The 15,027-nt window shown below is 59.9% G+C and carries 11 protein-coding genes; 9 read left to right on the top strand and 2 right to left on the bottom strand.

The features are described from left to right. Positions 1-268: 268 nt before the first annotated feature. Positions 269-1,981 carry a monovalent cation:proton antiporter-2 (CPA2) family protein gene (locus DBR24_RS22325; protein WP_128615824.1) on the top strand — a complete coding sequence of 571 codons (1,713 nt, stop codon included), beginning with the start codon at positions 269-271 and terminating at the stop codon, positions 1,979-1,981. Here the strand turns inward: DBR24_RS22325 and DBR24_RS22320 are convergent. Next, positions 1,978-3,186: an ammonium transporter gene (locus DBR24_RS22320; RefSeq protein ID WP_128615823.1), complete on the bottom strand. Its 1,209-nt coding sequence runs from the start codon at positions 3,184-3,186 to the stop codon at positions 1,978-1,980. The genes DBR24_RS22325 and DBR24_RS22320 overlap by 4 nt on opposite strands. A 305-nt stretch (positions 3,187-3,491) precedes the next feature. Between DBR24_RS22320 and DBR24_RS22315 the strand changes: the two genes are divergently transcribed. The 8 genes from DBR24_RS22315 to DBR24_RS22280 all read left to right on the top strand — a co-directional run bounded on the left by DBR24_RS22315 (position 3,492) and on the right by DBR24_RS22280 (position 14,876). Beyond that, positions 3,492-3,806: a YqjD family protein gene (locus tag DBR24_RS22315; protein WP_123466492.1), complete on the top strand. Its 315-nt coding sequence runs from the start codon at positions 3,492-3,494 to the stop codon at positions 3,804-3,806. 2 nt (positions 3,807-3,808) lie between these two features. Further along, on the top strand, positions 3,809-4,195 hold the full coding sequence (locus tag DBR24_RS22310; RefSeq protein ID WP_123466494.1) for a phage holin family protein: 387 nt from the start codon (positions 3,809-3,811) through the stop codon (positions 4,193-4,195). Next, positions 4,192-4,530: a hypothetical protein gene (locus tag DBR24_RS22305; RefSeq protein WP_128615822.1), complete on the top strand. Its 339-nt coding sequence runs from the start codon at positions 4,192-4,194 to the stop codon at positions 4,528-4,530. Before DBR24_RS22310 ends, DBR24_RS22305 begins: the two co-directional genes overlap by 4 nt. 126 nt (positions 4,531-4,656) lie before the next feature. After that, positions 4,657-5,820: an EAL domain-containing protein gene (locus DBR24_RS22300; RefSeq protein ID WP_123466498.1), complete on the top strand. Its 1,164-nt coding sequence runs from the start codon at positions 4,657-4,659 to the stop codon at positions 5,818-5,820. 69 nt (positions 5,821-5,889) lie between these two features. Further along, positions 5,890-7,218, top strand: coding sequence for a deoxyguanosinetriphosphate triphosphohydrolase (locus DBR24_RS22295; protein ID WP_128615821.1), 1,329 nt, complete (start codon positions 5,890-5,892; stop codon positions 7,216-7,218). 387 nt (positions 7,219-7,605) lie between these two features. Then, complete coding sequence (locus DBR24_RS22290) at positions 7,606-8,232, top strand: response regulator transcription factor (RefSeq protein WP_123466502.1); 627 nt, start codon at positions 7,606-7,608, stop codon at positions 8,230-8,232. 8 nt (positions 8,233-8,240) lie between these two features. Continuing rightward, positions 8,241-11,882, top strand: coding sequence for a transporter substrate-binding domain-containing protein (locus tag DBR24_RS22285; RefSeq protein ID WP_128615820.1), 3,642 nt, complete (start codon positions 8,241-8,243; stop codon positions 11,880-11,882). A gap of 48 nt (positions 11,883-11,930) precedes the next feature. Further along, the gene (locus DBR24_RS22280) at positions 11,931-14,876 is read left to right on the top strand and encodes an HD domain-containing phosphohydrolase (protein WP_128615819.1); all 2,946 of its coding nucleotides are present in this window, start codon (positions 11,931-11,933) and stop codon (positions 14,874-14,876) included. On the opposite strand, the gene DBR24_RS22275 is transcribed toward DBR24_RS22280, so the two are convergent. Beyond that, positions 14,877-15,027: GAF domain-containing protein (locus DBR24_RS22275; RefSeq protein ID WP_128615818.1), on the bottom strand; the 151-nt coding region annotated here is incomplete at its 5' end.

Below are 15,027 nucleotides of genomic sequence, written 5' to 3'. Positions count from 1 at the left end.
TTCCGCGACTTCGCACAGATGACACCCCAGGGTGCCGAACAACTGACATTCAGGAAGCATGATCGCTCAACCAAAAATTCGTGGACTTATTCTAGGCCGCGCCTGAAAACCCGTCGAGCCACCGCCGCTCAAAGGCTGCAACCCTCCTGCAGGGGATTGGCGCGCAAAACCCTGACGCAAATCAGTTCGCCCAGAAGCCAATTACACGATGCTCCCGGACTTTTTGCCTCTACGCTTGAGAGGTCAAAACCTGACATCGGAGCGCCCAGTGTTTGCCAATCTGTTGATTATCCTCGCCTCGTCCCTCGTGGTGATTGCCCTGTTTCGTCGGCTGCGGCTACCACCCGTGCTGGGTTACCTGTGCGTGGGTTTGCTGGTCGGGCCCAGCGCATTCGATTGGGTCAACCAGAGCGAACACCTGCCGGATGTGGCGGAGCTGGGCGTGGTGTTCCTGCTGTTTTCGCTGGGCCTGGAATTCTCTCTGTCGAAAATGATTGCCCTGCGTCAGGTAGTATTCCGTCTCGGCAGTCAGCAGGTGCTGATCAGTACGGCGCTGCTCGGTCTGTTGCTGATGCTGCTGGGCATGTCCGCGACGCCCGCGCTGCTGCTCGGCGCCGGGCTTTCGTTGTCTTCCACGGCGATCGTCACCAAGGAACTTGGCAGCCTCGGTGAAGTGTTCAGCAGCCACGGGCAGAACGCCGTGGGTGTCTTGCTGTTTCAGGACGTGGTCGCGGTGCTGCTGTTGACGTTGGTGCCGGTGTTCGCTGGCAGCAGCACTCAGGCGTGGTACTGGGCCTTGCCACTGACGTTGTTGAAAACCGTGCTGCTGTTTGTCGGCCTGCTGCTGGCCAGCCGCTGGTTGTTGCCGCGTATTTTCCATGAAGTGGCGGCGTCACGCTCGGCAGAATTGTTCGTGCTGCTGGCGCTGGTGATCGTGCTGCTGACCGCTTGGCTGACTCACCTGCTGGGGCTGTCGCCGGCCCTCGGCGCATTTCTCGCCGGCATGTTGCTGGGCGAAAGCCATTATCGCCATCAGATCGAGGCGGACATCCGGCCTTTCCGCGACATTTTGCTCGGGGTGTTTTTTGTCAGCATCGGCATGCTGATCGACCTGCAACTGTTCGTCAGTCACAGCCTGCTGATCCTCGGTCTCACCCTGGGCTTGATGGTGATCAAGGGCCTCGTCGTGGCCCTTTTGGTGAAGTGGCGCGGCAGCGACAGCGAAACGGCCTGGCGCAGTGGTCTGGCCCTCGCCCAGGGTGGCGAGTTCTGTTTCGCGCTGATGGCGCAAATGCAACAAAACAGCCTGCTGCCCGACAGGTTGGGCGCCCTGCTGCTGGCAACCACCTTTTGCTCGATGGTACTGACGCCGCTGTTACTGCGGGCAGCCCCGCGCATTGCCGCGACCTTGCACCGCAAGCCCAATCAGGAAGCGCAGATCGAAGAAATCAGTGCGCTCAATGCCGACCTCGACAAGCATGTGGTGATCTGCGGCTACGGACGGGTCGGCCAGTCGATCGGCCGGTTCATGCGTAACGCGAAACAGCCTTACATTGCGCTGGACAACGATCCGGTGCGCGTTCAGGAAGCCGCAAGCGGGGACAGCGACGTGCACTACGGCGATTCGACACGCGGCGATCTACTCACCGCCGTCGGCCTGCTGCGTGCCAGGTTGCTGGTGATCGCCGTGGACCAGAGTGACGTCGCGCTGCGCATCCTCACGCAAGCACGCCGGCTCAACGCCCATGTACCGATTCTGGTGCGCACACGCGACGACAGCCAATGGGCGGAACTGAAAGCCGCCGGCGCCACCGAGGTGGTGCCGGAGCTGTTGGAGTCGAGCCTGATGCTCGCCTCACATGCCTTGATCATGCTGGGTCTGCCGGCGCATCAGGTGCAGGAGAAAGTCGATCAGGTGCGCATCGATCGCTACCGTCTGTTGCACGGTTTTTATCCCGGTGCCGACGATGTGGAAACCTAATCCTGACTCACCGCGCCGATTTTGTGCAGCGACAGATCGGCGCCGTAATACTCTTGCTCCTGACTCAGGCGCAATCCGTGCAGCGCCTTGATCACGCCGTAAACGGCGAAGCCGCCGATCAGTGCCACCGCCACACCGAGGGCGCTGCCGATCAACTGGCTGATCAGGCTGACACCGCCCAGACCGCCAAGCGCCGTCTGACCGAAGATGCCACAGGCAATGCCGCCCCACACCCCGCACAAACCGTGCAATGGCCACACGCCCAGCACGTCGTCGATGCGCCATTTCACCTGCGCGGCGGTAAAGCACCAGACAAACAGCGCCCCGGCAATCGCCCCAGTCAGCAGCGCGCCGACCGGATGCATCAGATCGGAGCCCGCGCAAACCGCCACCAGCCCGGCCAGCGGGCCGTTGTGCAGGAAACCCGGGTCATTGCGTCCGACGATCAACGCCGCCACCGTGCCGCCGACCATTGCCATCAACGAGTTGACCGCCACCAGGCCACTGACGCCCTGCAGGGTCTGCGCACTCATCACGTTAAAGCCGAACCAGCCGACAATCAGAATCCACGAGCCCAGCGCCAGAAACGGAATGCTTGACGGTGCGAACGCCACCAGTTTTCCATCGCGGTAACGGCCGTTGCGCGGGCCGAGCAGCAACACCGCTGCCAGCGCCAGCCATCCCCCCATGGCGTGCACCACCACGGAACCGGCGAAATCATGGAAGGCTGCGCCAAACTGCGCGGTCAACCAGGCTTGCAGGCCGTAGTTGCCGTTCCAGATCATCCCCTCGAAAAACGGATAGATGAACGCCACAATCAACGCCGTGGCACACAACTGCGGAACAAACCGGGCACGCTCGGCGATGCCGCCGGAAATGATCGCCGGGATCGCTGCTGCGAAAGTCAGCAGGAAGAAAAACTTCACCAGCCCATACCCATGATCAGCGCTCAAAACGGCCGCTGGCTGCATGAACGTCACACCGTAGGAGATCCAATAGCCTATAAAGAAATAGGCCAGGGTCGAGACGGCAAAATCACTGAGGATTTTCGACAACGCGTTGACCTGGTTTTTCTGGCGAACCGTACCGACCTCCAGAAAAGCGAAACCGGCGTGCATCGCCAGCACCATCACCGCACCGATCAGAATGAACAATGTATTGGAGCTGTGCACCAGTGTGTCCACAGCACTTTGCAGATTTTCCATGGAGAGGCAGACCTGAAGGAAAAAAGAGCACCAAAGCGGTTCATGCGGGCATTTCATGCACCAAGTTGCGACCGCCCGGTCAGGGATCCGCAGATTCGCTGTACCGTTTTGGCGCACGAGGTCGATGTCCTGACACGAACCGGGATTATTTGAGTTAAGGTTTTCCGGCATGCACGCCCGGCAACAGCGCACGACTGCCGGACGACGCACCAGCACACAGCAAAAGTTGTACCAGTCATTTGTAATGAACCTTCGCGCAAGGCTCATACTCGAACGCTTCAGACGCCACTTACGGAGATCCACCCATGGCCAGCATCAAGGCAAAGACTGCTCAAGAAATCCTGATGAACGACTTCCAGACGTTGGTTGCCGACACCGAACGGTTGCTCGAGCACACCGCGACCCTGGCCGGTGATCAAGCGGATGAGTTGCGTGAGCAGATTCACGACAGCCTGCTGCGTGCCCGCGAGACCCTGAAACTGACTGAAGAGACGTTGCGTGATCGCGGTCAGGCAGCGGTCAACGCCACCGAGGATTACGTGTCGGCCAATCCGTGGCAGTCGGTCGGTATCGCTGCTGGCGTCGGCTTCCTGATTGGCCTGCTGGCCACTCGGCGCTGATCATGTCGATCGGTGAATCCGGCCCGACTGCGGGCACCGCCTCCTCCACACGGCGTCTGGGCGCCGCTGTCCTTGGTTTGCTGCACAGCCATGTCGAATTGTTCGGCATCGAGCTGCAGGAGCAGAAATCCCGTACCGTGAGCCTGTTGTTGTTTGCGGGTCTGGCGCTGGTGTTTGCGCTGCTGTTGCTGGTCGGCCTGTCAGCCCTGGTGTTGATCCTGCTCTGGGACACCTACCGGCTGGCCGGGATTATCGGCCTGTGCGTGTTCTACACCCTGGCGGCAATCTTCTGCGGGCTGCGCCTCAAGGCAGCGATCTTCGATGAATCCTCACCCTTCCACGGTACGCTGGAAGAGCTGGCCAACGACCGGGAGCGCCTGTTGCCATGAGCCTGCCTGAACTGCCTCACAACAGCTCGCGCCGGGAAATGCGCAAGGCGCTGATTCGCCTGCGCATGGAAATGCATCGCCAGGAAATCCGCCACGAAGCCGGACAGGTTCTGCAACCGTTGCACCGCGTGCGCGGCATGACGCAAAACCTGCACGACGGCTTCGGCATCAAACACGCGCCATTATGGGGCGTAGCCGCTGTCACTCTGCTGGGCTTCATTACCGGCAAAGGCGCGAAAAGCGGTGGTATCAGTGGCCTGACGCGGTTGATCCGACTCGGGACCAGCCTCGGGCCGCTGATCAAACTGGTCATGCAAAGCTCGGCCAAGCGTTAAACCGACACATCTGGCTGCATTCTTGCAATATCACCGGGATGAACCTCTTTTATCGAGAGGTTCGATCCCTGCACGCCTACCCGGTCGACAGGGTTCAATCAGAACAAGAACGACTAAGGAGGCCCCGTGATCGACGGGCAACCGCTCGCCTGCTTTCAGCCTTTCATCGACACCGCCACCGGCCGTATAGCAGGCGTCGAAGCACTGGGTCGTCTGCGCCAGAATGACGGTCAACTGACCTCGGTCGGACCGCTGTTCGCCGATCCGCGTACGCCGGCAGTCGCCCTGCGGCGTCTCGACCGGCAAATCCGCGACAACGCTCTGAGCCGTTTGCACCAAGCACCGGCGGACTGGTTTCTCAGCCTGAACATGTCGCCGCGCTGGATCAGTCGCCTGCGCCCCGATCAAGCCTTGCCCAGCCTCAAGCAACTGGCGCGTCACGGGGTCGATGCGCAGCGCATTGTGTTCGAGATCACCGAGTTGGGCGGCAACAGTCAGCGTTTGGCCGAAGTGGTCGCCCGCTACCGCGAGGCCGGGGCGAGAATCGCCATTGATGACTTTGGTGCCGGCTACTCGCAACTCGATCGCGTGCTCGCGCTACAGCCGGACATCCTCAAACTCGACATGCGCCTGTTCCAGGCCGCCGCACGAGGCGGGCCGAGCAGTGACGTGGTCAAGGCGCTGGCACAGATGGCCGAGAAGACGGGTTGCTGGATCATCGCCGAAGGCGTCGAGACTGAAGCCCAACTGAATTTCGCCCTCGAATGCGGCTCACGTTATGTGCAGGGTTTTCTGTTCGCGCGGGCGCAGGAAGCCTTTTTTGCTACCGACGCGTTTGTGCCGCGCTTCGCCGAGTTGCGCCAGCGTTATGTCCAACAGAAACTCGCTGAGCGCGGGCGCTTGATGCGGATGCGCCAGCAACTGGCGGAATTGATGGCGATCCTCCAGGGCTGGGCGCAGGCCCATGCACCTCTCAGCGCCCTGCCCCATCTGGAGGCCTTTCCCTGGCTGCTGCGGTTTTACCAATGCGACCGGCACGGTACGCAGCTGACTCCGAACCTGGAGTGGCGGCACCATGGCTGGGTCGCCGACAACCGGTACCTGGGGCATAACTGGTCATGGCGACCCTACTTCTATCATTTGCTGGCCGAGGGCTGGGAAGAACGTCGCCTGACCCTGTCCAGCACCTACCGCGATGCCACCAGCAATCAGTACTGCCTGACGGCCGGGCAGTTTTTCGATAACGGCGAGCGGCTGCTGTTGATCGATATTGATGCGGCGGGGCTGTAGTTCCGCTTGCAGGTGGCAGCATGAACCGGGAAGCTAGGGCAACAGTCACTTTGACGGAGAGAACCAGCCTTGGATTGGCAAACCCTGCTCAACCGCGAACGCCTCGGAAAACCGCTGCACAGCCCGCAAGAACTGGGCCGCAGCCCTTTTCACAAAGACCATGACCGCATCATTTTCTCCGGTGCCTTTCGCCGCCTCGGGCGCAAGACCCAAGTGCACCCTGTGTCGAGCAACGACCATATCCACACACGCCTGACCCATTCACTGGAAGTCAGTTGCGTGGGCCGTTCGCTGGGCATGCGCGTTGGCGAAACCCTGCGCAATGCCCTGCCCGAATGGTGCGATCCCAGCGATCTGGGAATGGTCGTGCAATCGGCCTGCCTGGCCCACGACATTGGCAATCCGCCCTTCGGCCACTCCGGGGAAGATGCCATTCGCCACTGGTTCCAGCAGGCCGCCGGGCGCGGTTGGCTCGATGGCATGAACGAGGCAGAACGTGCTGACTTCCTCAATTTCGAAGGCAATGCCCAAGGCTTCCGGGTGCTCACGCAGCTTGAGTACCATCAGTTTGACGGCGGTACGCGACTGACCTACGCCACCCTCGGCACGTATTTGAAGTACCCGTGGACCGCGCGTCACGCCGACTCCCTCGGCTACAAGAAGCACAAGTTCGGCTGCTATCAGAGCGAGTTGCCGTTACTCGAGCAGATTGCCCACAAGCTCGGCCTGCCTCAACTGGAAGACCAGCGCTGGGCGCGGCATCCATTGGTGTACCTGATGGAAGCCGCCGACGATATCTGCTACGCGCTGATTGACCTCGAAGATGGTCTGGAGATGGACCTGCTCGATTACAGCGAAGTCGAATCGCTGCTGCTGGGGCTGGTCGGTGACGACCTGCCGGAAACCTACCGGCAACTCGGTCCGCAGGATTCGCGCCGACGCAAACTGGCGATTCTGCGCGGCAAGGCCATCGAACATTTGACCAATGCTGCGGCCCGGGCCTTCGTCGAGCAGCAGGATGCCCTGCTCGACGGCACGCTGCACGGCGATCTGGTTGAGCACATGCACGGACCGGCCAAGCGTTGCGTGTTGAACGCCAAGGACATCGCCCGCAAGAAGATCTTCCAGGACAAACGCAAGACCCTGCACGAAATCGGCGCCTATACGACGCTGGAAATCCTGCTGAATGCCTTCTGCGGGGCTGCCCTGGAGCAACACAATGGCCGTACGCCTTCCTTCAAGAGCCGGCGCATCCTCGACTTGCTGGGCAACAATGCGCCGGACCCACACGGTTCGTTGCACACCTCGTTTCTGCGCATGATCGATTTTATCGCCGGCATGACCGACAGCTACGCCAGCGACATGGCCATGGAGATGACCGGGCGCTCCAGTCATTGATCCTGACGTATTCAGCCGGCGCGCTTGGCCGGTTGAATACGGGCTGTTTCATGTACAGCGTTAATGTGGTCAACGCTATTTCCCCAAGGCTGCGGTATTTTTATTCACCGCCCAGATATTTACACAAACAAATAATAAACAACTGACACAACACCAACCGCCCCTCTAAAACCATTAATCCGCCGCATTTGCAAAACATCCATAGCCAACTATAAGCCAATTAAAAAATTGAGCATCCTTACGCCAAACCCGGATTAGTCGTAGTCCCTTTCCTCATTAGTTGTAGGAATTATCTGATAACGCAAGTGAGTTCATGACAGTTCATGCGAGTGCTCATTCATCTGAGCTAAGGTGCGCCCTTTATTCGTGCTTGTATGGGATTTGATTATGAACTCCGTTTTTATTGTCGACGACCACCCGGTCATCCGTCTCGCCGTTCGAATGCTGCTGGAGCATGAGGGTTACAAGGTCGTCGGTGAAACCGATAACGGGGTCGATGCCATGCAGATGGTGCGCGAGTGCATGCCAGACCTGATCATTCTCGACATCAGCATTCCCAAGCTCGACGGCCTTGAGGTATTGGCCCGATTCAACGCCATGAGTTCGCCATTGAAAACCCTGGTACTCACTGCTCAATGTCCAACGTTGTTCGGCGTTCGCTGCATGCAATCCGGCGCATCAGGTTATGTGTGTAAACAAGAGGACTTGAGCGAACTGGTCAGTGCAATCAAAGCCGTACTTTCCGGCTACAACTATTTCCCCAGTCAGGCATTGAACCCGGTTCGCAGCGACGATATTCGTTATGCCGAACTGGAATTATTCAAGTCCGTCAACGATCGCGAATTGATGGTGCTTCAACTCTTTGCACAAGGCCGCACCAATAAGGAAATCGCCAAGGGCATGTTCTTGAGCAACAAGACCGTCAGCACTTACAAGAAGCGGTTGATGCAAAAGCTCAAAGCCAGATCCCTTGTCGAACTTATCGAGATGGCCAAACGAAACGCACTCGTGTGAGACCCCGCATGCCCAGTCGTTTAAAGGACTATTTAGTTGCGTTGAGCGTAGCTCTTTTTTTGAGTACCTACGCCCTTGCCATGCCCAACGCGGCACCGGACTATGCCCTGCTCAGCCGGTCTTCAGGCGAGGCGGTGCCGGTCATCTTCGAACAGTCCCAACGCGTGTGGCTGAGTGCTCGTAAAGAATTGATACTGGGCACCTCTGCACCCGACTATCCGCCTTTTGACATGACTGTCAGCGGCAAGGACTACGAAGGTCTGACGGCCGACTACGCCGGACTCCTCAGTCAGGCCACCGGCTTGCCGATCCGTGTCATGCGCTTTGCCTCCCGGGACGCAGCGATACGCGCCCTGGTCGATGGCCAGATCGATCTGCTCGGCACCGCGAACGCTTTCGAGGCGGGCAACGCGAACCTCGCGCTGACGGTGCCCTACGCGAGGGATCAGCCGGCGCTGGTCACCCGTGAAGACGAAACCCGCTCCCTGGCCCAAGGCCTGGCCGGACTGCGCCTGAGCATGGTCTATCACTATCTGCCGTTGCACGAGGTCAAGGCGCTGTACCCCAAAGCGCTCATCACTTGTTATCCCTCCTACCAGAATGCCATCAATGCGGTTGCCTTCGATCAGGCCGACGTGTTTCTCGGCGACATCGTTTCCACCCAATACATGGTCAACAAGGGCTACCTGAATAACGTGCGCATGGCCAATTTCGGCAAGCAGGAAACCCGGGGATTCAGCTTTGCCATACGGCGCAACAATCCGCAGTTGCTGTCGATCATCGACACCGTACTCAATGCCGTACCCAGGAGCGAACGCGATAACATCGCCAAGCGCTGGAGTGCCGGCAGTGACCTGTTGCTGACCGACCAGAAACTGCAACTGACCCAGCGTGAAGAAACCTGGATCAAACAGCACCCCGTGGTGAGTGTGGTGGTGAATGAAGCGCTGGCACCGCTGACGTTCTTCGACAGCGGCGGCAATTTACGCGGTATCAGCGCCGACCTGCTCGAACTGATCCGTTTGCGCACAGGCCTGCGCTTCGACATCCGGCGCAGTCGCAACGACGCGGAAATGATCCGGCAAATAGACAGTCACCAGGCCGATCTGATTGCCGCGTTGTTGCCGTCCGCCGAACGCGAGCAAACCCTGAACTTCAGTCGCCCGTACCTGGAAAATTCCTATGTCCTGTTGACCCGCAAGAGCGCCGATGGTCCGACAAACCTGAGCCAGCTCAAGGGCAAACAACTGGCGATTGCCCAAGGCAATCCAATGGTCGAGTACTTGCGCCGGGAGTTTCCTCTCATCCAGTTGATCGAAACACCGGACACCTTCAGCGCGGTCTCGCTGCTCGCCGAAAAGCATGTCGATGGCGCGGTGAACTCACTGGTGATCGCCAACTATTTCATCTCTTCGCGGATCTTTGATCAGGCGCTGCAAATCACCACCACCATCGGCACCAGCCAGGCCGCGTTCTCATTGGCAACAGCGCGGGACAACACCGAACTGGTCTCGATCATCAACAAGGCGTTGCTGAGCATCGCCCCCGAGGAACTGGGGGTGATCAACGGTCGCTGGCGCGGCTACTCCACCTCGCAGAATATCTGGCGCAATTATCAGCGCCTGTTTTATCAAGTGATCGGCGCCGCCGGCCTGGTTCTCCTGCTGTTACTGGCGTGGAACGCCTATATGCGTCACCAGATCAAGCAACGCCAGGCAGCCGAGCGCGCCTTGAACGATCAGTTCGAGTTCATGCGCTCGCTGGTCAACGGCACACCGCACCCCATTTACGTTCGCGATCGCGAAGGCCTGCTGCAAAGCTGCAATGACAGCTACCTCGAAGCATTCAACGCCAGGCGCGAAGACGTCATCGGCAAAAGCGTGATTGAGGGCTCCCTGAGCAACGCGTTCGAAGCCCAGGCCTTTGAGGCCGATTACCGCCGCGTCGTAGCCGAAGGCACGCCGTTGATACTTGACCGTCCCCTGCACATCGGCAACCGCCGCCTGACCATCTATCACTGGATTCTCCCGTATCGTGATTCCAGTGGAGCCGTCAAAGGCGTCATCGGTGGCTGGATCGACATCAGTGAGCGCCGCCAGCTCTTCGAGGAACTGCGCGCGGCCAAAGAACGCGCCGATGAAGCCAACCGGGCGAAAAGCACGTTCCTGGCCACCATGAGCCACGAGATCCGCACACCGATGAATGCGGTGATCGGCATGCTCGAACTGACACTCCGACGCATGGATCAACAGCACCCGGACCGAACATCCATCGATACCGCCTACCACTCGGCCAAAGACCTGCTCGGTCTGATCGGCGACATTCTCGACATTGCCCGGATCGAATCCGGACGCCTGAGCCTGTGCCCGGAGCGGGTCAACCTGGTCGAAACCGTGGCGTCCGTCACCCGAATCTTCGACGGTCTTGCACGCCAGAAGAGCCTGGCCCTGCACACGTACTTCAATCCGCCGGACCTCGCGGTCGACGTGCAACTGGATCCCCTGCGTTTCAAGCAGGTCCTGTCGAATCTGATCAGCAACGCCATCAAATTCACCGAGCAAGGCCAGATCAGAATCACCCTCGACCTCATGCAAACCGAGGCCCCTGCCCATGCGCTGATGCAACTGACCGTGCAGGACAGCGGCGTCGGCATCAGTGCCGAGGATCAGCAGCGCTTGTTCGAACCCTTTGCCCAGGCGCCAAACAGCAGTCAGCAGGCCAGAAGTGGCGCCGGCCTCGGTCTGGTGATCAGTCGCAACCTCTGCGAAATGATGGGAGGCCATCTGCAATTGAGCAGCCAGCCAGGCATCGGCACGCAGGTCTGCGTTTCTCTGCCCCTGCAAACCCTGCCGGCCCAGGCGAGCCCCCCTCAACAGGTGCCATCTATCAAGACTGCGCCGACGCCGCTGAACGTCCTCGTGGTGGACGATCACCCCGCCAATCGCCTGTTGATGTGTCAGCAACTGGAGTTTCTCGGGCATCGTTTCAGCATTGCCGAGAACGGCAGCATTGGCCTTGAGCAATGGAAGGCCGGCCAGTTCGACCTGGTCATCGTTGACTGCAACATGCCCTTGATGAACGGCTATGAACTGACTCGCGCCATTCGTCAGCATGAGCTGCTCACGCGCTGCTCGCCCTGCACCGTGCTGGGTTTCACGGCCAATGCGCAGCCCGAGGAAGTTCAGCGCTGCAAACAGGCCGGCATGGACGACTGCCTGTTCAAACCCTTGAGTCTGAGCGTGCTCGGCCAATGGGTCGATGGCATGACCCCGAAGGCACAACCGCCGGCCTTCAACCTGCAAAGTCTGAATCTGCTGTGCGGTGGCGACCCGACGCAGGCTCGGCGGCTGCTGGTTGAACTGCTCAAGAGCAGTCGTCTTGACCGGGAGGAACTGCTCGCGCTGTCGTCCGCCTCCGATCTCGGCGCACTGGCGATCGTCGCCCACAAAATCAAGGGCGCTGCCCGCATCGCCCAGGCAGCGCGGGTGATCGTCTGTTGCGATGCACTCGAACAGGCCTGCGCGCAGGCATTGTCGAGCGAAGACATCGCCCGCCATTGCGCGGCGACTGACCGGGCCATGCTCGAACTCGAACAGGCGTTACGGCAACAACTTGCCCTCGCGGATCGAAGCACGATGAGCCTGCCTTAACTATGCTTGAACGCTGAGCAGTGAGTTAACCATCATGGAGAGCCTGAAATGCCCAGCCCACTGCGCCCGGAGCAACGCCGGTTCCCGCTGCACGTGCACATCAGCGTCATGTTCACGTTTCTCCTGTTGCTCACTGGCATCGTGCTGGGCCTGTTCAATTATCACCAGACCACGAAAATCATCCTGTCGAGCAGCGAACAACTGTTCAACCGTATCGAACAGGATGTACGCCTGGACCTGCGTGCAACCTATCAGCCGATCCGCCACGTGCTCAGTCTGTTGGCGGACAACCCGGCCACTCAGGCCCAGCGCCTTGAAGAACGCTTGCCGTTGCTCAAACCCTTCGCCCAGTCACTGACGGACAACCCCAACCTCGCCTCCTTGTACCTGGGTTACAGCAACGGCGATTTTTTCATGGTCCGGCCGCTGCGCGACGCCGCCCTGAAAACACGGTTCAAGGCTCCGGATACTGCAAGCTATCAAGTCTGGAGCATCGAGCATGACGCGCAGGGCACGCCGCACTCGCAATCGCTGTTCTTCGATCAGGCCTTGCAGCCGGTCAGCCGCCTGGAGAACCGCGACGACGCCTACGATCCGCGCAGTCGTGCCTGGTTTACCGATGCACGCCGGCAACCCGGTCAGATCACCACTGAACCCTACGTGTTTTTCTCCACCCACAATATCGGCACCACGCTGGCCCGGCGCAGTGGAGAGAACGCCGTGATCGGTGCCGATCTGACCCTGGCCACACTGTCGGCCACCCTGATCAAGCACCGGGTCACCCCATCGACCGAGATTGCCCTGTTCGATGCCGATGGCAACGTCGTGGCTTACCCCGACAGCGACCGCTTGATTGTCGATGATCGCAACGCACGCCAGGCCAGAGTGGCTGATCTGAGCCCCGGGCTGCACGTGTTGCTGACGACAGACAACCCTGGCAAGCGCCTGCAGGCCGATGGCCGGCAATGGATCGTCGCCCGCAGCAGCATGCAGGAAGGTGGGCCGAAGGGCCTGCAACTGGCGCTGCTGGTGCCCGAAGACGAACTGTTGGTCGACGCCTATCGCATGCGCTGGCAAGGCGCACTGGTGACCCTGGCCACGTTGCTGCTGTGTCTGCCGCTCGGCTGGCTGATCTCGCGGATTCTGGTCAAACCCTTGCATGCGCTGGTCAAGGAAGCCGACGCAATCCGCAGCTTCGATTTCAACTTCCCCCTGAGCCGACGCTCGCCCGTGCTGGAAGTCGATCAGTTGAGCGTGTCGATGGCGCAGATGAAAGACACGCTGGCGAGCTTCTTCCGCATCACCGACAGCCTGTGCGCGGAAACCCGTTTCGCACCGTTGCTGCACAGGGTGCTGTTCGAAACCGTGGGAATCGCCCAGGCCCAGGCCGGTCTGATTTATCTGCGTGACAATGACGACACGCGCATGGTGCCTTATGGACTGGTGATCAATGGCACGCCGCAGCCCCTGGAGAACTTCGACATTCAGGCGCATGACCTGCAACAGGACCACGGCCCGATGTGGTTCAGGCAACTGATCGGTGCGAACAGCCTGGTCAGCGATCTGGGTTTCGATCAGGCGGCGGATCTGCAGCAAGTCCTGCTGGCCATGCAAGCGCCGCGCGTTCATATGATCGGCATCCGCCTGCACAACCGCCACGATGAAACCATCGGTCTGCTGATTCTGCTGGTCAACGACAGCGGCACGGCGGCGGATCTGGAAAAACTGCAGCCTGATCGCATCGCGTTCCTGCAAGCGGTGTCCGGTGCCGCCGCCGTGAGTATCGAAAGCCAGCGTCTGCAAGCCAGACAGAAACAGTTGCTGGATGCGTTCATTCAACTGCTCGCCGGCGCCATTGATGCCAAGAGCCCCTACACCGGTGGCCATTGCCAACGCGTGCCGGAGCTGACCCTGATGCTGGCCCAGGCCGCCGCGGCCAGTCAGGCCCCGGCGTTCAGCGCCTATCGGCCGACCGAGGATGAATGGGAAGCCCTGCACATCGCTGCCTGGCTGCACGATTGCGGCAAGGTCACGACGCCGGAATACGTCGTCGATAAAGCCACCAAACTGGAAACCATCAACGACCGCATCCACGAGATCCGCACCCGCTTCGAGGTGCTCAAGCGCGATGCATGGATCAGCTACTGGCAGGCACTGGCGCTCGGTGCTGACGCGACAACACTGGCACAAGAGCGAGACGCCACGCTGAGCGCGCTGGACGACGACTTTGCCTTCGTCGCACGCTGCAATCTTGGCAGTGAGGCGATGGCCGAAGCGGATCTCGAACGCCTCAACGACCTTGCCCAACGCACCTGGATGCGCACCCTGGATGACCGTCTGGGGGTGTCGTGGGCAGAAAACAGACGTCAGGCACAAACACCGGCATCGACCCTGCCGGTTCGCGAAAAGTTATTGGCGGACAAGCCCGAACATTTGTTCGAACGAGACAAGAACGAGTTGATTCCCGACGACAATCCATGGGGGTTCAAGCTGGACGTGCCACGTTATAAATACAATCGCGGCGAACTGTACAACCTGAGCATCACCCGCGGCACACTGACCCGTGAGGAGCGCTACATCATCAATCATCACATGGTGCAGACGATCATGATGCTCAGCCACCTGCCCTTCCCCGGCCATCTGGACAGCATCGCCGAAATCGCCGGCGGTCATCACGAAAAAATGGACGGTACCGGATACCCGAAACGCCTGAAGCGCGAAGACATGAGCCTGCCGGCGCGGATGATGGCGATCGCCGATATTTTCGAAGCGTTAACGGCGGCCGATCGCCCCTACAAGAAGGCCAAGACCCTCAGCGAAGCGCTGGGGATCATGGCCACCATGTGTCGCGAAGCGCACATTGATGCGCCGCTGTTCGGCCTGTTCATCAGCGATGGCGTCTACCTGCAGTACGCCACGCGCTTTCTCGATCCACAGCAGATTGATGCCGTGGATGCCGCCAGCCTGTTGCGCAAGGCTGGCCTCAGCGCTTGATCAGCAGTCGGTCAGGCGCAGGAAAATCGCCGCCAGTTGCTCGATGCCGGCCTGATCGTCGACGCCGAAGCGCGCCAGCTTCGGGCTATCGAGATCGAGCACGCCGATCAAACGGCCATCCTTGACCAACGGCACCACCAACTCACTGTTC

This window comes from Pseudomonas sp. HMWF006 (genome assembly GCF_003061205.1).
GTDB classification, from domain to species: domain Bacteria; phylum Pseudomonadota; class Gammaproteobacteria; order Pseudomonadales; family Pseudomonadaceae; genus Aquipseudomonas; species Aquipseudomonas monsensis.
Note: the sequence above shows the minus strand (reverse complement) of the source record. Positions and strands in the feature narration are given on the sequence as shown.

Bases quoted from the DNA above. Each gene is read 5' to 3' on its own strand.
- DBR24_RS22320 (WP_128615823.1), bottom strand. From the start codon at position 3,186: ATGGAAAATCTGCAAAGTGCTGTGGACACACTGGTGCACAGCTCCAAT.
- DBR24_RS22315 (WP_123466492.1), top strand. From the start codon at position 3,492: ATGGCCAGCATCAAGGCAAAGACTGCTCAAGAAATCCTGATGAACGAC.
- DBR24_RS22310 (WP_123466494.1), top strand. From the start codon at position 3,809: ATGTCGATCGGTGAATCCGGCCCGACTGCGGGCACCGCCTCCTCCACA.
- DBR24_RS22305 (WP_128615822.1), top strand. From the start codon at position 4,192: ATGAGCCTGCCTGAACTGCCTCACAACAGCTCGCGCCGGGAAATGCGC.
- DBR24_RS22290 (WP_123466502.1), top strand. From the start codon at position 7,606: ATGAACTCCGTTTTTATTGTCGACGACCACCCGGTCATCCGTCTCGCC.
- DBR24_RS22285 (WP_128615820.1), top strand. From the start codon at position 8,241: ATGCCCAGTCGTTTAAAGGACTATTTAGTTGCGTTGAGCGTAGCTCTT.
- DBR24_RS22280 (WP_128615819.1), top strand. From the start codon at position 11,931: ATGCCCAGCCCACTGCGCCCGGAGCAACGCCGGTTCCCGCTGCACGTG.